The following is a 21,985-nucleotide window of genomic DNA, read 5'->3' as shown; positions in this document are numbered from 1 at the left end:
CATGGTGAATTCAGCGTTTTGGCAAGGTAAAAGAGTCTACCTTACTGGGCATACGGGATTTAAAGGCAGTTGGCTGTCTCTTTGGTTGGTCGATATGGGAGCGATTGTAAAGGGCTACGCTTTAGCCCCGCCAACCCAGCCCAGCTTATTTAATGTGGCGAATGTGGCTGATCTGATCGAATCAGAAATCGGTGATATTCGAGACCTTGCGCAAATGTCTGCTAGCATGATTGGTTTCAATCCAGACATTGTCATTCATATGGCTGCACAGCCCCTTGTGAGATTGTCTTATCATGAGCCGCTTGAGACTTATGACATTAACGTGATGGGGACCGCTAAGGTTTTAGAAGCGGCCAGAGCATGTGCCAATGTAAAAGCCATTGTCAGTGTGACAACCGACAAATGCTATGAGAATAAAGAATGGGTATGGGGTTATCGCGAAGATGAAGCCATGGGCGGTTATGACCCATACAGCAGTTCAAAAGGCTGTGCTGAGCTTGTGGCATCGGCTTATCGCCGTTCTTTTATGCAAGAAAAAGGTGTTGGGCTGGCGTCTGCTCGTGCGGGTAACGTGATTGGTGGAGGGGATTGGGCCGCAGATCGTCTGATTCCAGATATACTAAGAGCTTTTGAAAAAGAGATTCCTGTGGTTATCCGCAATCCAGCCTCTACTCGTCCTTGGCAGCACGTGCTTGAGCCATTGGCTGGGTATTTAGTGTTAGCAGAACACCTTTACAACAAGCCTGATGCATACGCCGAAGGATGGAATTTTGGGCCAGCCGAAGATGACGCCAAACCCGTGGATTGGATACTCAATCAGATGGTATCAAAATGGCCCAATGCTTCGTGGCAATTGGATAGCAACGCACATCCCCATGAAGCAGGTTACCTTAAACTGGATATTTCCAAAGCTAAATCTAGATTGCATTGGCAGCCAACATGGCACTTGGAACAAACCCTAAGCAAGATCATTACTTGGCACAAAGCTTGGTTAAATAACGACAATATGCAACAAGCTTGTCTGAACGAAATAAACGATTATATGAGAGATATGCACCATGCAAACCACTGAAACATTACGTACTGAAATCGCCTCACTAGTTGAGCAATATGCCAAGTTGCAATACCAAGAAAAACTCTTCGTGGCTGGCGAAACCGTCGTACCACCTTCCGGTAAGGTGATTGGTGCAACAGAATTGCAGTACATGGTTGAAGCCTCTTTAGATGGCTGGCTAACGACTGGCCGCTTTAATGAACAGTTTGAAAAAGAATTGGCTGAGTTCATTGGCATTAAACACCTTATTACAGTCAACTCTGGATCGTCTGCGAATCTTGTGGCTTTTAGTGCGCTGACATCGTCTAAGTTAGGCGAGCGCGCGATTAAAAAAGGCGATGAAGTCATCGGAGTCGCGGCGGGTTTTCCCACCACGGTTAACCCTATCGTACAGTTTGGTGCAGTGCCTGTTTTTGTTGATGTGGATTTAACCACTCACAACATCAATGCTGACTTGATTGAAGCCGCGATCACTCCAAAAACAAAAGCCATTATGCTGGCTCACACATTAGGCAACCCTTTTAATCTTGGTAAAGTCAAAGCCTTATGCGCAAAATACAATCTTTGGCTAGTGGAAGACTGCTGTGATGCATTAGGAGCTAAATTTGACGGCAAGATGGTAGGCACGTGGGGCGATATTGCGACACTTAGCTTTTATCCTGCGCATCACATGACGATGGGTGAAGGCGGTGCCGTTTTCACCAATAATAGCCAGCTTATCTCTATTGCTGAGTCGTTTCGAGATTGGGGGCGCGATTGTTACTGTAAGCCTGGGTGCGACAATACTTGTGGCACACGTTTCAACATGCAGTTAGGTTCTTTGCCACAAGGTTATGATCATAAATACACATATTCACACCTAGGCTACAACCTTAAAATTACTGACATGCAAGCCGCGTGTGGTTTAGCACAATTGAAACGTTTGCCTGAGTTTATTGAGAAACGTAACTCGAATTTTGATTACTTAAAAAATCGTCTTGCGTCGGTGACTGACTTCATTGAGCTAACAGAACCCACTGAAAACTCTACCCCTTCTTGGTTTGGTTTTCCGGTTACGCTTAAAGCGACAGCCGGCGTTAATCGCGTTGATCTGACTAAATACTTGGATCAATGTAAAATCGGTACACGCTTGTTGTTTGCTGGAAACCTGATTCGTCAGCCTTATTTTGAAGGCATGGATTATAGAATTGTGGGTGAACTGACCAACACTGATATCACGATGAATCAAACCCTTTGGTTGGGCATATACCCAGGATTAGGTGAAGAGCATTTGAACTATATCGCGGAAAAGCTAGAAGAATTTTTTGGTGTGAATTTCTAATGAAAGTGTCTGATGCCGTAGCAAAAATTTTAGCTGCTAATAATGTGACTTATGGTTTTGAACTCATTGGTGGCATGATTACTCATTTGGTCGATAGTATTAATCAATACGGTAAGACTAAGCTGATCTCTATGCACCATGAGCAAGGAGCTGCTTTTGCTGCTGGTGCGATAGCGAGAGCAAGTAATCATAAGCAGCTGGGTGTAGCGTTGGGAACGAGCGGCCCTGGTGCGACAAACTTAATTACAGGCATCGCTGATTGCTGGTTAGACAGTCATCCGTGTATTTTTTTGACTGGTCAGGTGAATACTCATGAATTGAAAGGTGAGCTAGGTATTCGTCAACAAGGCTTTCAAGAATTAGACAGTGTTGCACTCGTCGATAGCATTACAAAATACGCAGTACAAACACTAGATCCAAATCTTTTGCCTAAGCAGTTGCAGTTTGCAATTGATGTCGCTCTAGAGGGCAGGCCTGGCCCAGTATTGTTAGATATCCCCATGGATGTTCAGCGTGCTGAAATTGATGATTATCTTGTAGAAGAAGTGTTAAGTGCTATTGAGCAGAACAAGAAAAGTGCGATAGCCACACATCAACTTCAAAGATACGATAATTTAATTGAATACGTGAATCAGGCGAAAAAACCACTCTTTTTATTGGGGGGAGGTGCAGCTAATTCGAAGTTTCTTGAGGGTTTTCTTGATGATTTATCAAATGCCAACATCCCATATGTTTCAAGTCTAAAAGGATCTGAGAAAGTTATTGTTACGGATTCATATTTTGGGATGATTGGGGCTTACGGAACAAGAACAGCTAATTATGCACTGCAAAATTGTGATTTGCTTGTTGTCTTAGGCAGTCGTTTAGATGTCCGACAAACGGGCGCTAAAGTTGAAAAATTTGCTAAAAATGCCAAAATTATACAAGTAGACTTGGACAAATCTCAATTGAGTAATAGAGTAAAGTGCGAGTCGATACACGCAAATATTGATGATGTTTTAAGCTTCTTAAGTACTCAAGAACTCGCCCAAAAAACCGGCGCTTGGAACCTTGAGTTGAAAGAGAAAGAATCCTTCTTGGGTATCGACGAGTACAGTGATTGGTCCATAAGCCCATTTCAGTTGTTTAGCTGTCTAAACGAAAAGTTTAGAGATAAGTCTGTTCAGTATGTTGCCGATGTAGGTAATAACCAGATGTGGGCTGCGCATACGCTTAGAATTCATAAAAATCAAGCTTGTCACCATTCCGGTGGGTTAGGTGCAATGGGGTTTGCTCTACCAACTGGCATAGGCTTGCATTACGCCACTAATGACGCTGTTGTTGTGATAACAGGTGACGGTGGGATTCAGTTGAACATTCAAGAGCTTGACATCATAGCGCGCGAAGACTTGCCTGTCATGATCGTGCTCATGAATAACTACTCATTGGGTATGGTTCGCGGGTTTCAAGAACTGTACTTTGATGGCCGTAATTCTTCCACTTATTGGGGGGGATATGGCTGTGATTTTCAGAAAATATCGCAAGGTTATCAAACCCAGTCAGTCAGAGTCGCTTCGTTCCAAGAGTTTGAAGTCGCTGTGAGTCAATTTATAAAGAATCCTACGCCATTACTGGTTGAAGTTATCATGCAGGATGCGAGAGAGTGTCGGCCAAGATTGGAATATGGGAATACGTTAGATCAGCAGTCTCCCCAAATAGTTGAAAAAAAATGAACATTGGTATTCTCGGCGCTAGCAGCCAAATTGCGAAGGATTTGATTTTATCTTTTAACGAGGAAGATAATGATCATAATATCGTTATGTTTTCACGGTCTCCTGAAAAAGTAGCTAATCAATTTAAAAACCTAAATGTAAGTATTGGTTACCCCAATTTAGAGTATGCTGATTTTCCTTCTGCATACGACTTTGACGTTCTTATCAACTTTGTTGGTGTTGGCGACCCTGCTCAAGCTAAAGAGATGGGGGCTAAAATTTTCGAAGTTACGGAGCAGTACGATGACCTCGCGATGTGCTATTTACAAGCTCACTCTTTCTGTAAGTATATATTTATGAGTAGCGGTGCTGTTTATGGAGGTGACTTTGAAGAGGCGGTTGATAAAGACACGGTTGCTAAGGTTAATGTTAATAACCTTAAATCAACAGACTGGTATACCATTGCAAAACTGTATGCTGAAGCAAAACATCGCGCAATGAGTGATCGCTCTATTATAGATGTTCGAGTTTTTAATTATTTTAGTTGTACACAAGATATTAATGCACGTTTTTTAGTTACAGATATTGTTCGTGCTATAAAAAACAAAGGGGTTTTAAAAACAAGCGCAGTGAATATAGTGAGAGACTATATAACTCCGCCTGATTTTTATCGACTTATATTATCTATAATTTATTCATCAAAAAAAAATTATCCTATTGATTGTTATACGAAATCTCCTGTTGATAAGTTTTCTCTTTTGAGTTTCTTTCAAAAGGAACTTGGATTGACCTATGAAATAGTAGAGTGCGCAGGGATAAATAGCACGGGTTTTAAAGAAAACTATTTTTCTAATTTTCGAGTTCCTAACATAGACTTTAATCCTAGGTTTGAATCTTTATCTGGTTTGGTTAATGAAATTAGAAAAATAGAAGTTAATTGAGTTTTATAATGTTTTAAACTCTTGGCTTTACTTTTTTTATGAGAGCAGGGCAAGTAATTAAAATAATCTAATTAATTTTCACATGCAGGATGTAGTATGGAATTTAGTATAATGATTCCGGTATATAATGAAGAAAATAGAATTCGAATGATTTTAGATTCTATCGTAGGGCACTGCGATGATATTGTTATTATTGATAAATCATCAACTGACAATACTAGAAATATAATATTTGAATTTTATCCTTCAGCTAGGGTTATATCTTTCCCTTATTCTAATAAAGGAGAAGATGATTTTTTACTATATAATGAGTTTGCAAAGTATGATTGGGTTTTTGTATGTGTTGCTTCTGAAGTGGTTCCAGATAAGTTTTGGTTTAAGTTTGTAGAATTGATTGAATCTGGAAAAATGAATACCATAGATATTGTAATGGTGCCAAGGAAATATCATTGTTTCGGATCCAATGTGAAAAACTCACCGTGGGATGTGGCGTATTTCCCATTCTTTTTCAATAAAAATAGGATTGTTTATACAGGTGAACTACATGTTCCTTTCTCTATAAAAGATGAACGGAAAAGGTTATATTTACATTTAGAACGGAGTGAAATGATTATACACAATACTCATGCTACCTATGATTCTTTCATAAGAAGTAGTATTAATTATGGTGGTATTGAAGCTGGATTTTTAACTAGAGATAATGCATGTAATAAAATGCAGGAGTGTGTTGAGAAAATTTATGAAGGTAATAGAAAATTTAAGGATGTAGATTTTTGCATCGATGCAGTTTCACAATATGCAGCTTGGAACTTATATTGGTCAATGCATATGTTAATGTTTTCAGAGAGGTATAAAGAGTTAGGAGGAAGACCCAAAAAAAATTTTTTAACCTTGTCTTTTAGTAGAAGATTTAAGATTTACCTAAGGATTAAGTTAAGAAGATTTTTTTTGCGCTATGCACTCTTTCGTATTTTATATAACAAAATAAAAAATGAATGATTCTTACTTTTTTTACATAAATTCGGTTTACATATGAAGATTCAATTTTTTTTCAATTTTTTTGATAGGATTTTGAAACTAGGTGTCCCTTTTTTTCTGTCTGTGCTTGCAGCAAAGAGTATGGATAAAGACGTGTTTGGTGTTTATGCATATATAAGCATGCTTATAACTTCATCTATTGTTCTTATTGGTGGTGGTGTCGATACGGTTTTCGGAAAGAAAATAGCTGAAAATGGTAAGGTTATACTTCATGATTTTATATGCTATCTTTTTATACGCCTTTTTTTATCTATGATTCTTGCCTCAATCATACTCTATCATTTAATTAATAAGTTCTCTATTGGTAATGAACTGTTTTTTATTGTATTGGTATTGGTATTGATGTTGGTTTTTAATTTTTCTGAAGTTGTTTTTGCTTCTTTGATGGAAAATAAAAAACTATTTGTTATAACTTTCATGTCTGCGTTGCTTTTTTTTCCAATGAAAATTTATATTTTTTCTGTGATTGGTGAATATAAATATAAGTTTCTTATAGATGTGTTCGAGTATGTATTTATTCTTATTATCTCATGTTTTTTTGTTTTTAAATATGTTGATTTTTCTTTCGATTATGGTGGGATGATAAAAAGTATTAAAGATTTAGCGACTAAATCATTTCCATTATGGTTGAATTGTCTCTTGCTAATGATCTATTCAAGAGTGGACTTTATTTTTGTCGGGAATGTAGCTGATTCTGAAGGTATTGCAGATTATAGTATTGCACTTAATTTGAACTCTGTGGCTTTGATTTTACCAACTGTATTGCTTACAGTGTTTTTTCCTAAAATGGTGCGTTGGTATAATACAAACAAAATAGACTATGATCAGCGCATGGTTGTTCTAATTAGAGTTTTTATTTTTTACGGTGTGTTGTGGTGTTTTTTTTGTAATTTTTTAGGTTCTTATGTGGTTGGTTTTATTTATGGTGAAGAATATAAAACAAGCTCATACTATTTAAATGTGTTGTCGCTTTGTATTCCTTTTGTGATGTTGGGGCAGTTGCTTGGTCAGCATATGATAATCACATTGAGATATTGGGTTTCTATTAGAAGAAGTGTTTGTGGAATATGTTTTACTTTCTTATCTTATTTTTTATTTTATGATGGGATATCGATTAAGGTCATTGCTTTTATATCTGTTGCTAATGTTTTTTTTGTTAACTTTCTTCTGTATTTGTTAATGAAGGATACAAAAGATATAAGGTGTTTGATGTATAGGGTTTTTTTTAAAGGCTATTCTAATGAGTAAACGTATTGTTAATATATCTTCTGATTCTAGATATTTTTCTCGGCTATTAAACTTAATTGGTTCGATTAGGAAAACAAACGATAAGTTAATTTTTGTTGAAGTATGGGATTTGGGGTTAAGCAAAATCCAGAAAGAAATTTTAAATAAAATGGATGTTACAGTTAATCGAATAGATGACTTTTATGAAAAATGGTCTGATTGCTACGCTTGGAAAATATATGTATATAAACATTCAGCTGGTGATGTTTTTTTTCATTTAGATGCTGGAAATATTGTATTTTCAGATGTTCATCATATTTTTGATTTGATAGAAAAAGATGGATTTTTTCTTGTTGATCAAGGGCAGCGATTAGAAGACATTACACCAAAGGCTTATATGAATAAATATGGCGGTTCTAACCTAGATCCAGATTATGAAGTTTTTGCTGCAGGTAATATAGGCCTAAATAAAAAATGTCCAGAAATAAAAGCTGCAATTGATGATGCCTACTTAGCTGCAAGTAATGGTGCTTGCATGGGGTATTCTTTCAGTGAGAGAAATAGAGATAAAAAAGGAAGTAATATAATTCATGATTGTAAGTTATTTAGACATGATCAGACATTGTTTAACGTTATTCTTAGGAAACACTGTTCAAATTTATATATCCACCGGCATGAGAACTATGCGGCGTTAAAGCTTTCACCTGAGTCTTGTATTGTTAATAAAAGGACTTATGCATATAGGAATTTAATCGATGTGGATTTAGGGTTTTTACTTTTTCCTGTTATTTTTTATTGTTTTTTTTCTGATATAAAAATCCGGGCTGTAAATTATATCTCTAGGAGATTTAAATGAGGCCTGTTTCTTTATTTTATTCTATAATATTTTTTTTTCTACCAATACTGAATTCTTTTTTTGCTACAAGAATTATTGAGACCAATAAAACTGCAGATCTTGCTAAATATATATTAGGGTCTACTGAGTATGGTGTCTCCTACTATGAACCTTTGTCGTATATTTATTTCTATCTAGTAGAGATGTTGTATGGTTTTACAGGTTTTGTGTGGTTGTTAACTTTTTTTTCCACCTTAATTGTTCTCTCTTATATATTTTTTTCAGTTAGAAAAAAATTCTTGTTGAATGTTTTTTTTATTGTTACATTGGGGTTTGTTATTCCTCTTATTAATGTCAGATACGCACCAGCTTTGCTTATATTTTCCTTGGTTTCTCCAGCATTATCTAAATATATGGCACCATTCTGTCATTGGAATTTCTTAATTTTGATCTTTGTTCAACTCAGTAAAAGGTCAATCGTATTATATCCTTTAATTTCGTTGGTTTTTTTTGCTCTTTTTTTTGGGGGGGCGTTAGATTTTGTTTTATTAAAAATCTTTTATTATATAGAATATAGTGATTACGAATTTGGGTTTGGTCTTTTATTTGAATTGGTTTTGTTGTCCATGATTTATTATAGGTTGTGCCAATCAAATGGGGTTTCTTTTAAGTTTTTTTTTATATTGATTTTCTTTACATTTATTTTTATCATTTTAGGGAATCCTATTATTGCGACAAGAGTTTTGATTTTTAGCTTTATATATTTTTCAATGAAGTTTAGGGATGTTGAAGTTAAAGTTATAGATTTTAGTGTCTCTATTTGTATGGTTTTGGTTTGTTTATATGAAATTTATAGACTCTACTCTATGCTTTAAGAAAATTTATTTTAATGTGGGAGATTTTATGTCTATCTTGATTAGTATTGTTACAGTGGTGAGGAATGGTGAATCTCATATTGAAAAATGTATGCGAAATATATCTTTTTTGAAAGATAAAATTAATTATCAACATATAGTCGTTGATGGTAATTCAGTTGATGGAACTGTTGAGATTTGTAGGAATTTTGAGTGTGAGATTATATTTCAAGAAGGTGAGGGTATCTATAATGCAATGAATCTAGGTATAGAGAAAGCTAAAGGTGATTTTGTTTTGTTTTCAAATTCTGATGATTATATTGATGTAGATGGTGTAATTAATGCTTATGAAATTATAAAAAAAGATTGTAATAAAAATCATCTTTTTTCAGTTCGAGTGATTAAATCCGATGGTGGTTTTTTTATTTGGAATCCAAAAAACACTATAGATCGTGATTATTCTATGCCTTGTCCACATCCTGGAATGTTTGTCAAAAGAGAGTATTTGATGGGGGCGCTTGCTTTTAACGAGTCTTTCTCATCAAGTTCTGACTATTTGATGTGCTTATTGATGAAAGCGAAATTTGATTTTACATGCCATGATTTTATAGTGTCTAATTTTAATTTAGGGGGGGAGTCTTCTTCGTTTAAAGTTATTCTTCAGAATTCAAAAATTCGTAATATCTCTGGGCTTTCTGTCATCGTAAAAACAAAAGGTTTTATTTATGATTTATTTCAGTATATTCGCTCTCGATTGTAGTCGTTTTTATAATGGTTAGGTGTTCATTATGTTTGAAGTATGCTCTGTTTCGGTTATTATCCCTTTTTTTAATGCCTCTGATACTATAGCTTTATCATTAAGGTCTGTTTTAAAACAGTCCCTTATGCCACTAGAAATAATTATTGTGAATGATTCAAGTGAGCATGAAGAGTATATGAAGTTAAATGCTATTGTAGATGGACTTGATGGTTCATTTTTACCTATTTCTGTATATTCTATTCCTGAAAATAAAGGTGCAGCATATTGTCGAAATTTAGCTATCAAACATGCGAAAGGGAAATATTTAGCTTTTTTAGATTCTGATGATGTTTGGCATTGTTCAAAAATAAAGCTGCAATATAATTTTATGGAGAAAAATAACTGCTTTCTTTCTGGGCATGGTTATATCCACAACTTGAAAAATAAAAGCTTTGTCGAATTTGATGATGTTCCTGTTAGGCTTGTTAAAAAGTATGTTTTTTCTTATCGAAATCCTTTTTTTACACCTACGGTTATGGTTGTTAAAAATGGTTTTAAGGGATTTGATGAGTCATTCAGGAGAGTTGATGATTACAAATGTTGGCTGGAAAATTTTAAAGAAAAAAGATTTTTTTACTTAAATGAGAAGTTAGCAGGCGGATTCAAATCACCGATAGGTGAAAGTGGATTGACTGGGTCAATTGTTGAAATGCATAAATCATACATGTTGGTACTTTTTTCGCTTTATAAGGAAGGCTATATTTCAAGAAGGTTTATTTTTTTATCGGTTTCCTTAGAATATATTAAATATCCGTTGCGTTTATTGTTGAATATTAAGCAATAAAATTATTTAATAAATGATTTTATTATTTACGGTTTGTTAATTTATTTTATATAAGGTTTTTGAGGTGTATGGTGAAGTTTCTAATAACCGGTGGTGCAGGTTTTATAGGTAGTGCTGTAGTGCGGCGGCTGCTATCTAGTGCTAAGGATTTTGTAATAAACGTCGATAAACTGACTTATGCAGGAAATTTAGAATCAATCCCTACATTTTTACAAAATGAAAGTTATGCTTTTGAGCAGGTGGATATTTGTGATGCGTCTGAGTTAGATCGAGTGTTTGATATTTATCAACCGGATGTTGTGATGCATTTAGCTGCTGAAAGCCATGTAGATCGATCCATTGATGGACCTGGTGAATTTATTCAGACCAATATAGTGGGTACTTATACTTTGCTAGAAGCGAGTCGTAAGTATTGGATGGGGTTAGGTGCCGAAAAAAAAGCGGCATTTCGTTTTCATCATATTTCGACCGATGAGGTTTATGGTGATTTACCTCATCCAGATGAAGTTGATGGTGAGTTACCTCTATTTACCGAAGCCACGCCTTATGCGCCTAGTTCGCCTTATTCTGCAAGCAAAGCCAGTTCAGACCATTTAGTCCGTACTTGGTTGCGTACTTATGGTTTACCGACGGTTGTGACCAATTGTTCGAATAATTATGGCCCTTATCACTTTCCCGAGAAGCTTATCCCTCATGTGATTTTGAATGCCTTGTCCGGTAAAGCCTTGCCTGTGTATGGTGATGGTTCGCAAATTCGTGATTGGTTGTATGTGGAAGATCACGCACGTGCCTTGGTGAAAGTGGCGATCGAGGGCAAAGTTGGTGAAACCTACAATATTGGTGGTCATAACGAAAAACGTAATATTGATGTGGTGAAAACGATCTGTGCTTTGTTGGAAGAGCTTGTTCCAACTAAACCAAATGGCGTTGCTGCTTACCAAGATTTGATCACTTACGTAAAAGATCGTCCTGGTCATGATGTTCGGTATGCCATTGATGCTAGCAAAATGGCCAATGATCTTGGGTGGCAGCCAGAGGAAACTTTTGAGACCGGGATGCGCAAGACGGTACAATGGTATTTAGACAATCAAGATTGGTGGCAGCGTGTATTAAGTGGTGACTATCAATTACATCGTATCGGTGGCAACGGGTAAAGGTTTGGCTATGACAAAACGTAAAGGCATTATTCTTGCTGGCGGTAGTGGTACTCGTTTGCATCCGTTAACTTTGGCAACGTCGAAGCAGCTGATGCCGATCTATGATAAGCCGATGATTTATTATCCTTTGTCTGTTTTGATGTTGGCAGGGATCAATGAGGTGTTGATTATAACGACACTGGAAGATCAAGCAAGTTTTCAGCATTTGCTTGGTGATGGTAGTCAGTTTGGTGTTGAGTTGACTTATGCAGTGCAGCCAACTCCTGATGGTTTGGCACAAGCGTTTCTAATAGGTGAAGACTTTATTGGCGATGACAATGTCGCGCTGGTGTTGGGGGATAATATTTTCTTCGGACAACATTTTTCTGAAAAATTAAAGCAAGCATCGTCTCTTGAAAAAGGGGCGACAGTTTTTGGTTATCATGTTTCTGACCCTGAACGTTTTGGTGTCGTTGCATTTGATGATGTTGGTAAAGCCATTAGTATTGAAGAGAAGCCTGCTAATCCAAAATCTTCTTATGCTGTGACTGGCTTGTATTTTTATGATAATGATGTGATTGAAATTGCTAAGCAAATTAAGCCTTCAGTGCGTGACGAGCTAGAGATTACCGATGTGAACTTAGCGTATCTTAACCGTGGAGATTTGCATGTTTCCTTGCTCGGGCGTGGCTTTGCTTGGCTAGATACGGGGACACATGATTCCTTGTTAGAAGCTGGGCAGTTTGTGCAAACCGTTGAGCACCGCCAAGGTTTGAAGGTCGCTTGTTTAGAAGAGATTGCTTATCGTCAGCAATGGATTGGCTCTGATCAATTGCGAGCTTCTGGTGAAGCATTGAAAAAAACAGGTTATGGTCAATATTTGCTTAAAGTCGCTGATGGTTATCAATAAAAAAACTATCTGTAAAAGGTAAGTGTGATGAATGTGATTAAAACCAATATTGATGATGTGGTTATTATTGAGCCTAAAGTATTTGGCGATGAGCGCGGCTTTTTCTTAGAAACGTTTCAGGCCGAACGCTATAAAGAGCTAGCCGGTATTGATTTGCCATTTGTGCAGGATAATCACTCTCGTTCAGGAAAAAACGTATTACGTGGTTTGCATTTCCAAAAGACCAAACTTCAGGGCAAGCTAGTGCGTGTGGTGCGCGGTGAAGTCTTTGATGTAGCGGTTGATATCCGTAAAGACTCGCCCACATATGGTTTGTGGGCTGGGGTTATTTTATCGGAAGAAAACAAACGTCAGTTTTGGGTGCCACCTGGACTGGCACATGGTTTTGTTGTGTTGTCTGACACAGCTGATTTTGAGTACAAATGTACTGATTATTATGATCCCACTGATGAGGGCTGTCTGATGTGGAATGATCCAGCCGTCGATATAGAATGGCCTGAAGGCATTGAGCCGATTTTGTCGGCAAAGGACCAAGACGGTCTAGCATTGGGTGATCTGAATTAAATGCGTATTTTACTCACGGGTAAGAATGGTCAGCTTGGTCGCTGTTTTCAAGATGCATTAAAGGGTACGAATCATGAGTTATTTGCTTATGGCTCAGATGCCTTAGATATTGCAGATGAAAAGCGGGTTGTTGATGTCGTTCAAAGTGTGAAGCCTGACATTATTGTTAATGCGGCTGCTTATACAGCAGTAGATCAGGCCGAAGTAGATTCAGAAAACGCCTATTTAGTAAATGCAACTGGACCTGAATTATTAGCAAAGCAAGCCACAAAGTTAAACATTCCCTTGATTCATATTTCCACCGATTACGTTTTTGATGGTGCGGCGGTTGAGCCTTATTTACCTTCTGACAAGACGAATCCACAAGGTGTTTATGGCTCTTCCAAATTAGCGGGTGAGCGTGTTGTTGCTGAGGTGTGCGAAAAATTTATTATTTTGCGTACGGCTTGGGTGTTTAGCGAGTACGGCAATAATTTTGTCAAAACTATGGTGCGTTTTGCGAAAGAGCGAAGTGAGCTGAGTATAGTGGCTGATCAATACGGTTGCCCAACTTACGCGGGTGATCTTGCTAAAGCTATTCTAGAAATTTGCGAACAACATGATCAGGGGAAAATGCAGGCTTGGGGGCTTTATCATTACTGTGGTGATACACCGACCAGCTGGCATGGTTTTGCTCGGGCTATTTTTACCAAAGCCGAGGCGTTAGGTGTGATTGAAAAGCGTCCGCAGCTGAAAGCGATAAGCTCGGATCAGTACCCGACTCCGGCGAAGCGCCCTGAGTATTCGGTGATGTCGACTAAGTCGCTTAGTGCCATTGGTGTCTCACCTTCAGACTGGTCAGCAGCTTTAAATAAAAGCCTCATTAATAGTAAAGGACTTGTTTGAATGGAAGGAAAAAATAAACCCAAAATTGCCGTGCTATTGGCTGCATATAATGGGATGGAATGGATTGAAGAACAGATAATCAGTATTTTTGCTCAAAAAAATGTGGATATTACTTTATTTGTTAGTGTTGATTTGTCTACTGATGGTACGGAATTATGGGTTGAAAATTTAGCGAAAACGACAACGAATGTTGTGTTTCTTCCCTACGGTGAGCGATTTGGTGGTGCTGGTGCTAATTTTTATCGTCTTATCCGAGACGTTGATTTTACTAAATTTGACTGTATTGCTTTTTCAGATCAGGATGATATTTGGCTAAATGGGAAACTTGATAGGGCTTGTTCTTTAATATCGTCTCAAAAGTGTGATGTTTACTCTTCTGATGTTATTGCTTTTTGGTCGGATGGAAAGCGGCAATTAATTAAAAAATCTTACCCTCAAAAAAAATACGATTATTTCTTTGAGGCAGCTGGTCCAGGTTGCACTTATGTATTTAATATCCACTCAGCTTTAGCGTTTCAAAAATTTGTTAAGAAAGTAGCGAATTTAGCTGAAAGTGTTAGCTTACATGACTGGCTTGCTTATGCTTTTTGTCGACAAAATGGTTTTAATTGGGTGATTGATGATCAGCCTTTGATGTTATACAGACAGCATGACAATAATCAAGTTGGCATTAATGATGGCATTAAAGCCTATAAGAAAAGGCTTGATTTAATTAAGCGGCACTGGTATAGGGATCAAGTTAACACTATTTCTGGGTTGGTTTTTCCTTCTTTTTCATTAAAACTGAATAGTTATTTTTTTAGAATGGCTAACTCATTTCTTTTTCGTCGACGCCTAAGGGACAGGGTGATCCTTATGATCCTTATTTTTATTGCTTTTTATTAAGCTTCTTTATGTTTATTTAGCTGTAATTTTATACTTTTTGATAATGATATTTTGATACAGCCGCGTAGATGCTAAGATCTTATCTACAGCGTTATCGTTTCATTTAATGGATTTAAAGTGGGTTCCTTGTGACAGAAAAAGACATTCCTCGTTACCAGTCTATGCGTGTATTGTGGACATATCGCTTCATTGATTTATGCACTCCGTTCTTGATGCTAATGTTTGTACATTTTTTACTAAGCAATCAATCTTGGAAAGAGCCTTATACGTGGTTGGGTGGTATGGCTGGATTGCTATTTTTTGTGTTTACTCAGCTATTAGGGGGCTATAGTCGCTTTGTAGAGCGTTCCATCGCAAAAAAAATTGAAATCGTGTTTAAAACATGGGCATTTAATGTGTTGTTGTTGATGTTCATTGCCTATCTCAATTCCGCCGTGCTTGGTCTCGCTCGTTCCGTTATATTGGTTTGGGTTGTTTCAACGCCTTTCGCTATTTTGTTCATTAAAGTGCTTATCAATTACAAAAGTCGTTCTACCCGTAAGGGCCGGACTGAAATTTTAGTGTTAGGTGATGGCTATTCCTTTAATGAGTTTGAGCTTGCACAGTTGAGTCGCCATAACATCCAATTGCACGCTATCGAAGACTATGATGAAACGGTATTACGTGACAAAGTTGACTTATTATCTCCTGATTTTTTAGTTATTAATTTGGATAAGACAGCCGAGCCTAAGTTGGTAAAGCAACTTACGCATCTTGATTTAAAAGGTATGCAATTACTGGCCTTGCACCATTTTATGGAAAGCTTTTTGCGCAAGTGTTACATACCTTACGATTCTACAGAGTTAAGCTATTTAGAGCGGATACGTTCTTATGATCGTATTAGTTACTTAATTAAACGTATCGTTGATATTTTAGTTTGCGTGAGTCTGACGCTGTTTACTTGGCCTGTGATGTTTTATGCAGTCTACAAAATAAAACAGCAATCGCCTGGGGCTATTTTTTTCAAACAGTCCCGGGTTGGCTTGAGTGGTAAAAATTTTCAGGCGATTAAATTCCGCAGTATGCACGAAAATTCTGTTTTTAACCCTTATACGCAAGAAGAAGACCCTCGTATTTTTCCATTTGGCAATATAATGCGCCGCACTAGGATTGATGAGCTTCCGCAATTGTGGAATGTATTTGTTGGTGATATGCATTTGTTCGGCCCACGTACAGAATGGGATATATTGGTAGAAGGTTATGAGAAAGAAATACCCTATTATCATGAGCGTCACTTAGTTCGTCCTGGTATTTCTGGTTGGGCACAAGTGCTTTATCCGTATGGTGCTAATACCGAAGATGCCCGCCAGAAGCTGATGTATGACTTGTACTACATTAAGCATTGGAGTATCTGGCTGGAAATTGAAACGCTTATTCGTACTGTTTTGGTTGTGTTGGGACGGAAGGGATTGTAGCGCAAATATTAATACCAGAGAAAATTCTAACCCCATCCTAGCCTTCCCCTTGGAAGTAATAAGGGGAAGGGAAAGAGCATTCAAGATAATATCTCGTGCTTCGGTTCATCTGGTGTGTTGTAGGGAGTCATTAGCGTAGCGTGATGTTCCGATGTTGCAGTCCATCGAGTCCATCGTTAATTGTCAGATCACGCCTCGTGCCTCGACTAATCTGACTTACGGATGATTGAGTGTTCATTCTGCCAAAGGGTAGCGGGTGTTGGGCAGTGCGCTATTGGGAAGTAGCCGATGTTGCTGTGGATTCGCTGTGTGACGATATGGTGCCAGTGGGGTGATAGTGTATGGTTGGGTTGGTCGTGTTCTAAGACACAGCAGTGTCTTGGTGCGAGGGTTAGGTGGCGCCACGCGTTTAAACCCCGTTTCTGATAGTGTATTTTTCCTAGGTGTTTTGGTTCGATGGTAAGCAGTGGTTGCCAATGGGGAGGCTGAATGACGGTTTGTCTTGCTACGCGATAGCAGGGTTGTTTGGTTTGTCGTTCGATCCAGTGTGTTAATGTTCGCAATGCAATGTCTCCTATGCCATCTCTGCGGTAGCCACCGCCAATATCCGAATGCACTCCAGATAGCCAGATTTCAAGCGCTCGACCATCATGGTTGATTAATGTTGGCCGAAAGGCGAGGCGTTGCTCATCTAATGCGACTAGGTGCAAGGCTCGATGAACGCCTTCAGGCAGGGTATTTCCATGTTCAAATACGACGTCGGTTTGCGGGCGTTTTGCGATATCTAGGTTTGGCAAACCAATGGACGCCACGGTATCGATGACCGCTTCAATAATAATGGGGCGATCAATGAGCGGGGTGATTAACGCGGCAAAACGCCTTGCTAAAGCGGCGCCTCGACTGAAGCCTATCAAGACAATGTATCGAATCGATGGGTTGTAGTGGTGTTTAAAGTCGTTTACTGCGCGATGTAAAATGTTGGCAATGTGACCGGATTCGATGGCAAAAGCCGCGTTGACTTTTTGTTCTAGCCAGCTGCCATAGGTACCAATGCCTGCGTAGTAAAAACTGCGATGAGGTAAATTTGTCGGCATGGTGTCTGTGCGGTTTATAATACGTCCACCTAATAAGAGGTGGGATTTTAATACATTGGTGATACTGGACGTGTTGTGTTCTGGTGCGTAAGCGTCGTTTGGGCTATTGTCGGTCCCATCGAAATGAAAAAATAACATCGACATATCGTGTCTCCTTGTTGTTTTAAAAGCCCTCTTCCTGGGGGCTGCAGTTAGAATAGCACGGTTTTTGTTTTTGTAGGTCGAGCTTTAGTTTTGTGCCATTCGTTTATTGACGGCCTAAAGGCCGACCTACAGGTGATTTGGTTTAATGGATTTTTGTTTTTTTATTTTTAGGGGGAAGGATGTTTGTCTTGGTAACAGGCGGTGCGGGTTATATTGGTTCACATACTTGTGTCGAGTTGATTAAGGCGGGTTTTGAGCCGGTTATTATTGATAATCTCTCGAACAGTAAAGAAGTGGTTTTAGACCGTATTGAGACGATTTCAGGGAAGCGCCCGGTATTCATTGAGGGCGATGTATTGGATTCCGCCTTTCTGAATGCTGTGTTTGAGAAATATACCTTTGCGGCGGTGATGCACTTTGCGGGTCTGAAAGCAGTGGGTGAGTCGGTTCAAAAGCCTTTTTTGTATTACGAAAACAATGTTGCTGGGACTTTGAACCTTATCAAGGCCATGGAGTTAGCGGGTCTACGAAATTTGATTTTTAGTTCGTCTGCGACGGTTTATGGTATGCCTGAATCTGTGCCGATTCGTGAAGATTTTCCCACGTCAACACACAACCCTTATGGTGCCAGTAAGCTGATGGTTGAAGGTATGTTGAGTGATCTTGCCAAGGCCAATAGTGAATGGAACATTGCGACGTTACGCTACTTTAATCCGATTGGTGCCCATGAGTCGGGTTTGATTGGGGAAGACCCGAAAGGCATTCCAAACAATCTATTGCCTTTTATCAGTCAAGTTGCTGTGGGGAAATTGGCTTGTCTGAGCGTGTTTGGTGACAATTACGATACGCCAGATGGTACGGGTGTTCGTGATTATATTCATGTGGTGGATTTGGCTCGTGGCCATGTTTGCGCTTTGGAAAAAGTACTTGGTCAGTCCGGTCATTTTGTTGTTAATTTAGGCACTGGTAACGGCTACTCTGTGCTGGAAATGGTCAAAGCCTTTGAAGTGGTTTCTAATAAACCTATTAACTATAAGATTGTGGATCGTCGTCCTGGTGATATCGCGACTTGTTATGCCGACCCTGAATTTGCTAAGGCTTTTCTTGGTTGGCAAGCAGAGTTTGATCTTGCTCGTATGTGCGAAGATTCTTGGCGCTGGCAGTCGAATAATCCAAATGGGTTTGATTTGTAGGAATAGGGTAGAAGTGTTAGATCCGTTTAGGTTGGTTTTTTTATAGGTCGTGCTTTAGCGCGTCAAGGAAGTTTTGTAAAGTTAGGATGGTTGTTGACGGCCTGAAGGCCGACCTACAGATGATTTTGCGTGTACTGGTTCTTCTCCTTCATTTCTGCGTTTTTATATTTCTTATTCCTGAGTTTTGATAGACTAGCCGGATTATTTTTTGTCATATACGAAGGACCCGGTGTGAAAATTATTCCTGTTATTTTATCTGGTGGTGTTGGTAGTCGTCTTTGGCCGTTGTCTCGTGAACATTTTCCTAAACAATGTTTGCCGCTAACAGATAAAGAATACAGTCTTCTTCAGCAGACCATGCAACGCACTGTGTCTTTGGAAGTGGCAGACCCTATTGTAGTTTGTAATGAAGACCACCGTTTTTTAATTGCGCAACAGTTGCAGTCTATCGGTGTTAAAAAATCCAGTATTGTTCTAGAGCCTAAAGGCCGTAACACGGCGCCTGCCATCGCTTTGGCAGCGTTGGAAGCGATACGAAGCCAGTCAAATGATGCACTAATATTGGTGTTGCCAGCAGATCATGTCATTCGTGACATTGCGGCATTTGAAGCAACGATCAAACAAGCGGTTGAATTAGCCAAACAAGATGCGTTAGTGACTTTTGGAGTGCAGCCAACGCGACCAGAAACGGGTTATGGATATATTCGCTCCGGTGAAAATTTCTCTGTCGTCGAGTTTGTTGAAAAGCCTAATCTTGAAAAAGCGCAAGGTTATTTAGACTCTGGCGAATACCTGTGGAACAGCGGTATGTTTTTGTTCCGTGCAAAGGCGTTCTTGGATGAATTAGCGGTTCACCGTGAGGATATTTTTCAAGCAGTTAGTAAAGCCTTTGAGCAGCGTAACGAAGATTTGGATTTTGTGCGTATAGATGCTGAGCTGTTTTCACAATGTCCTGAAGAGTCGATTGATTTTGCGGTGATGGAGCCAACTAAGAAAGCGAAAGTGGTTCCTTATGCCGGAGACTGGAGCGACATTGGTGCTTGGGATGCCTTGTATGACTACGCAGATAAAGACGTAGATAATAATGTGTTACTTGGTGATGTAATGGCAGAAGGCACTAGTAACTGCTTTGTTCGTTCAGAATCTCGTTTAGTGGCTGTCGTGGGCGTAAGTGATCTCGTTATTGTTGAAACAGCGGATGCGGTGTTGGTGATGGACAAAAACAATGCGCAGGATGTGAAGAAAATCGTGAAGCGCATTCAAGCCGAAGGCCGTGAAGAGCATATGTATCACACTACGGTGCATCGTCCTTGGGGTACTTACCAGACGGTAGACCTTGGTGGTCGCCATCAAGTGAAACGCATTATGGTGAAACCTGGCGAGAAGTTAAGCGTACAAATGCATCATCACCGTGCTGAACATTGGGTGGTCGTGTCTGGTACTGCGAAGGTGCAAAACGGTGATCGTGAAATCCTGCTAACCGAAAACGAGTCTACTTACATTCCTGTCGGTGTTGTTCATGCATTGGAAAATCCAGGCAAAATTCCTTTAGAGCTAGTGGAAGTGCAGTCCGGTAGTTATTTGGGCGAAGACGATATCGTGCGTTTTAGTGATCGCTATGGTCGTTAAGTTGAGATGGATAGAATGAGTAGTAATGTTGTACAGGTAAAGCAACTTAGCGGTGAATTGGGTGTGGCGTTTGGTACGAGCGGAGTGCGCGGTTTGGTCAAGGATCTAACCCCAGCTCTTTGCTTTGCTTTTGTTCGCTCCTTCCTTCAGACGGTTTGTCCTTCTGCGTCTAGCGTCGCTATTGGTATCGACCTACGCCCGAGTAGCCCCAATATTGCCAAAGCCTGTTTGCTGGCGGCTGAATCTGTTGGTACGAAAGTCGTATTTTGTGGTGCTTTGCCAACTCCTGCGTTGGCGTTTTATTCTATGCAAAATACCATGCCAGCTGTGATGATAACAGGCAGTCATATTCCGTTTGACCGTAATGGCATTAAGTTTTATCGCCCAGACGGTGAGATTAGCAAAGCGGATGAAACCTCTATTATGAATGGTTTGGTTGAAGTGCCTAAGTCCATTGCTGATCAAACAGCACAGTTGGTTTTACCTGTCATTGATTATTCCGCCATTGAGTGCTTCAAACAAAGATATACCTCTCTTTTTGCATCGCAAATGCTGCAAGGCAAACGTATCGGCGTGTATGAACACTCCAGTGTGGCACGTGATGTGATTAAAGAGTTATTAGCGCATTTTGGCGCCGACGTTATTTCGTTAGAGCGTACCGAAACCTTTGTTCCGATAGATACAGAAGCGGTATCAGAAGAAGATGTTCAGAAAGGTTTGAATTGGTCGAAAGAATATAAGCTGGATGCCATTATATCCACTGACGGTGATGGCGACCGTCCGCTTATTGCTAATGAAAAAGGCGAGTGGCTACGGGGCGATATTTTAGGTGTGTTGTGTGCTGATTATTTAGCTGCAACCCATGTGGCGGCACCTGTAAATGTGAATACGGTTCTTGAGTTGAGAGGTACATTGCAAAACCCGGAACGGATCTCGCTGAGAACTAGAATTGGCTCGCCTTATGTCATCGCCGGTATGGAAGGTCTACTGCAACAATCACCAAATGCCAGAATCGTTGGTTATGAAGCCAATGGTGGTTTTTTGGTGGGAGCCGACTTTGTTGTTAATAATCAAGTATTACACGCTTTACCAACACGAGACTCTGTCTTGCCAGCCTTGATTGTATTGGCCATGTCGTTTGAGCAAGATCGCACAATTAGCCAACTGACGGCCGAGTTTCCCGCACGATTTACTGCCAGTGATCGGATTAAAGACATTCCAACAGACGCCAGTAAGCAGCTTATTGAACATATTAAAGCTAGCAAGGCCAAACAAACCGAGCTTTTATCTGCAATGGCGCAAGACATGGAAGTACTAGAAGTTGTTTCTATCGATGAAACAGATGGGCTTCGTTTGACACTCAATAGTGGTGATATTATCCACTTAAGGCCGTCTGGTAATGCACCGGAACTGAGGTGTTATGTGGAATGTGGAAACTATAATCGCTCTAAAAATATGATTGAACTATTTTTAACCTTGCCTATAAAACCCTAGTCAGACTTTTAGGTAAGTGTTCAGGTAGCGGATTTTAGGGTTAAGTAACATAC

20 protein-coding genes are annotated in these 21,985 nt (G+C 39.2%); 19 read left to right on the top strand and 1 reads right to left on the bottom strand.

What is annotated here, in order from left to right:
- Position 1 precedes the first annotated feature (1 nt).
- The 16 genes from rfbG to D104_RS0118700 all read left to right on the top strand — a co-directional run bounded on the left by rfbG (position 2) and on the right by D104_RS0118700 (position 16,378).
- Entirely contained in the window at positions 2–1,072 is a 1,071-nt protein-coding gene (gene rfbG / locus D104_RS24675; RefSeq protein WP_024023322.1) for a CDP-glucose 4,6-dehydratase, read from the top strand.
- On the top strand, positions 1,059–2,375 hold the full coding sequence (gene rfbH, locus D104_RS24670) for a lipopolysaccharide biosynthesis protein RfbH (protein ID WP_024023321.1): 1,317 nt from the start codon (positions 1,059–1,061) through the stop codon (positions 2,373–2,375). The genes rfbG and rfbH overlap by 14 nt, the downstream gene beginning before the upstream one ends.
- The gene (locus D104_RS24665; RefSeq protein ID WP_024023320.1) at positions 2,375–4,087 is read left to right on the top strand and encodes a thiamine pyrophosphate-binding protein; all 1,713 of its coding nucleotides are present in this window, start codon (positions 2,375–2,377) and stop codon (positions 4,085–4,087) included. Before rfbH ends, D104_RS24665 begins: the two co-directional genes overlap by 1 nt.
- Positions 4,084–5,007 carry an NAD-dependent epimerase/dehydratase family protein gene (locus tag D104_RS24660; protein ID WP_024023319.1) on the top strand — a complete coding sequence of 308 codons (924 nt, stop codon included), beginning with the start codon at positions 4,084–4,086 and terminating at the stop codon, positions 5,005–5,007. The genes D104_RS24665 and D104_RS24660 overlap by 4 nt, the downstream gene beginning before the upstream one ends.
- Before the next feature lie 96 nt (positions 5,008–5,103).
- The gene (locus D104_RS24655; protein ID WP_024023318.1) at positions 5,104–6,006 is read left to right on the top strand and encodes a glycosyltransferase; all 903 of its coding nucleotides are present in this window, start codon (positions 5,104–5,106) and stop codon (positions 6,004–6,006) included.
- A gap of 33 nt (positions 6,007–6,039) precedes the next feature.
- Positions 6,040–7,293 carry an oligosaccharide flippase family protein gene (locus D104_RS24650; RefSeq protein ID WP_024023317.1) on the top strand — a complete coding sequence of 418 codons (1,254 nt, stop codon included), beginning with the start codon at positions 6,040–6,042 and terminating at the stop codon, positions 7,291–7,293.
- Positions 7,286–8,128: a hypothetical protein gene (locus D104_RS24645; protein ID WP_024023316.1), complete on the top strand. Its 843-nt coding sequence runs from the start codon at positions 7,286–7,288 to the stop codon at positions 8,126–8,128. The genes D104_RS24650 and D104_RS24645 overlap by 8 nt, the downstream gene beginning before the upstream one ends.
- On the top strand, positions 8,125–8,982 hold the full coding sequence (locus D104_RS24640) for a hypothetical protein (RefSeq protein WP_024023315.1): 858 nt from the start codon (positions 8,125–8,127) through the stop codon (positions 8,980–8,982). The genes D104_RS24645 and D104_RS24640 overlap by 4 nt, the downstream gene beginning before the upstream one ends.
- A gap of 28 nt (positions 8,983–9,010) precedes the next feature.
- Positions 9,011–9,721: a glycosyltransferase gene (locus D104_RS24635; RefSeq protein ID WP_024023314.1), complete on the top strand. Its 711-nt coding sequence runs from the start codon at positions 9,011–9,013 to the stop codon at positions 9,719–9,721.
- Positions 9,722–9,749: 28 nt separating this feature from the next.
- Positions 9,750–10,544 carry a glycosyltransferase family 2 protein gene (locus D104_RS24630; RefSeq protein ID WP_024023313.1) on the top strand — a complete coding sequence of 265 codons (795 nt, stop codon included), beginning with the start codon at positions 9,750–9,752 and terminating at the stop codon, positions 10,542–10,544.
- A 71-nt stretch (positions 10,545–10,615) separates the two neighbouring features.
- A complete protein-coding gene (rfbB, locus tag D104_RS24625) occupies positions 10,616–11,698 on the top strand; it encodes a dTDP-glucose 4,6-dehydratase (RefSeq protein WP_036200678.1) in 1,083 nt (360 codons plus the stop codon).
- Between the two features lie 10 nt (positions 11,699–11,708).
- The gene (rfbA, locus tag D104_RS24620; RefSeq protein WP_024023311.1) at positions 11,709–12,590 is read left to right on the top strand and encodes a glucose-1-phosphate thymidylyltransferase RfbA; all 882 of its coding nucleotides are present in this window, start codon (positions 11,709–11,711) and stop codon (positions 12,588–12,590) included.
- A 27-nt stretch (positions 12,591–12,617) separates the two neighbouring features.
- On the top strand, positions 12,618–13,154 hold the full coding sequence (gene rfbC / locus D104_RS24615; protein WP_024023310.1) for a dTDP-4-dehydrorhamnose 3,5-epimerase: 537 nt from the start codon (positions 12,618–12,620) through the stop codon (positions 13,152–13,154).
- Positions 13,155–14,039, top strand: a complete 885-nt coding sequence (gene rfbD, locus D104_RS24610; protein ID WP_024023309.1) for a dTDP-4-dehydrorhamnose reductase — start codon at positions 13,155–13,157, stop codon at positions 14,037–14,039.
- Positions 14,040–14,924, top strand: a complete 885-nt coding sequence (locus D104_RS24605; protein ID WP_024023308.1) for a glycosyltransferase — start codon at positions 14,040–14,042, stop codon at positions 14,922–14,924. It begins immediately after the preceding gene.
- Between the two features lie 128 nt (positions 14,925–15,052).
- Entirely contained in the window at positions 15,053–16,378 is a 1,326-nt protein-coding gene (locus D104_RS0118700; RefSeq protein WP_024023307.1) for an exopolysaccharide biosynthesis polyprenyl glycosylphosphotransferase, read from the top strand.
- A 206-nt stretch (positions 16,379–16,584) separates the two neighbouring features.
- On the opposite strand, the gene D104_RS24600 is transcribed toward D104_RS0118700, so the two are convergent.
- A complete protein-coding gene (locus tag D104_RS24600) occupies positions 16,585–17,616 on the bottom strand; it encodes a T6SS phospholipase effector Tle1-like catalytic domain-containing protein (protein ID WP_024023306.1) in 1,032 nt (343 codons plus the stop codon).
- A gap of 179 nt (positions 17,617–17,795) precedes the next feature.
- Between D104_RS24600 and galE the strand changes: the two genes are divergently transcribed.
- From galE to D104_RS24585, 3 genes are all read left to right on the top strand, one after another.
- Complete coding sequence (gene galE / locus D104_RS24595; protein ID WP_024023305.1) at positions 17,796–18,809, top strand: UDP-glucose 4-epimerase GalE; 1,014 nt, start codon at positions 17,796–17,798, stop codon at positions 18,807–18,809.
- Between the two features lie 231 nt (positions 18,810–19,040).
- Complete coding sequence (locus D104_RS24590) at positions 19,041–20,438, top strand: mannose-1-phosphate guanylyltransferase/mannose-6-phosphate isomerase (RefSeq protein WP_024023304.1); 1,398 nt, start codon at positions 19,041–19,043, stop codon at positions 20,436–20,438.
- Positions 20,439–20,453: 15 nt separating this feature from the next.
- The gene (locus tag D104_RS24585; protein ID WP_024023303.1) at positions 20,454–21,932 is read left to right on the top strand and encodes a phosphomannomutase; all 1,479 of its coding nucleotides are present in this window, start codon (positions 20,454–20,456) and stop codon (positions 21,930–21,932) included.
- Positions 21,933–21,985 lie beyond the last annotated feature (53 nt).

Source organism: Marinomonas profundimaris, from assembly GCF_000508165.1.
GTDB lineage: Bacteria > Pseudomonadota > Gammaproteobacteria > Pseudomonadales > Marinomonadaceae > Marinomonas > Marinomonas profundimaris.
Note: the sequence above shows the minus strand (reverse complement) of the source record. Positions and strands in the feature narration are given on the sequence as shown.

What these genes read in the sequence shown, in the direction of transcription:
- rfbG (WP_024023322.1), top strand. Translation starts at nt 2, where the DNA reads ATGGTGAATTCAGCGTTTTGGCAAGGTAAAAGAGTCTACCTTACTGGG.
- rfbH (WP_024023321.1), top strand. Translation starts at nt 1,059, where the DNA reads ATGCAAACCACTGAAACATTACGTACTGAAATCGCCTCACTAGTTGAG.
- D104_RS24665 (WP_024023320.1), top strand. Translation starts at nt 2,375, where the DNA reads ATGAAAGTGTCTGATGCCGTAGCAAAAATTTTAGCTGCTAATAATGTG.
- D104_RS24660 (WP_024023319.1), top strand. Translation starts at nt 4,084, where the DNA reads ATGAACATTGGTATTCTCGGCGCTAGCAGCCAAATTGCGAAGGATTTG.
- D104_RS24655 (WP_024023318.1), top strand. Translation starts at nt 5,104, where the DNA reads ATGGAATTTAGTATAATGATTCCGGTATATAATGAAGAAAATAGAATT.
- D104_RS24650 (WP_024023317.1), top strand. Translation starts at nt 6,040, where the DNA reads ATGAAGATTCAATTTTTTTTCAATTTTTTTGATAGGATTTTGAAACTA.
- D104_RS24645 (WP_024023316.1), top strand. Translation starts at nt 7,286, where the DNA reads ATGAGTAAACGTATTGTTAATATATCTTCTGATTCTAGATATTTTTCT.
- D104_RS24640 (WP_024023315.1), top strand. Translation starts at nt 8,125, where the DNA reads ATGAGGCCTGTTTCTTTATTTTATTCTATAATATTTTTTTTTCTACCA.
- D104_RS24635 (WP_024023314.1), top strand. Translation starts at nt 9,011, where the DNA reads ATGTCTATCTTGATTAGTATTGTTACAGTGGTGAGGAATGGTGAATCT.
- D104_RS24630 (WP_024023313.1), top strand. Translation starts at nt 9,750, where the DNA reads ATGTTTGAAGTATGCTCTGTTTCGGTTATTATCCCTTTTTTTAATGCC.
- rfbA (WP_024023311.1), top strand. Translation starts at nt 11,709, where the DNA reads ATGACAAAACGTAAAGGCATTATTCTTGCTGGCGGTAGTGGTACTCGT.
- rfbC (WP_024023310.1), top strand. Translation starts at nt 12,618, where the DNA reads ATGAATGTGATTAAAACCAATATTGATGATGTGGTTATTATTGAGCCT.
- rfbD (WP_024023309.1), top strand. Translation starts at nt 13,155, where the DNA reads ATGCGTATTTTACTCACGGGTAAGAATGGTCAGCTTGGTCGCTGTTTT.
- D104_RS24605 (WP_024023308.1), top strand. Translation starts at nt 14,040, where the DNA reads ATGGAAGGAAAAAATAAACCCAAAATTGCCGTGCTATTGGCTGCATAT.
- D104_RS24600 (WP_024023306.1), bottom strand. Translation starts at nt 17,616, where the DNA reads ATGTCGATGTTATTTTTTCATTTCGATGGGACCGACAATAGCCCAAAC.
- galE (WP_024023305.1), top strand. Translation starts at nt 17,796, where the DNA reads ATGTTTGTCTTGGTAACAGGCGGTGCGGGTTATATTGGTTCACATACT.
- D104_RS24585 (WP_024023303.1), top strand. Translation starts at nt 20,454, where the DNA reads ATGAGTAGTAATGTTGTACAGGTAAAGCAACTTAGCGGTGAATTGGGT.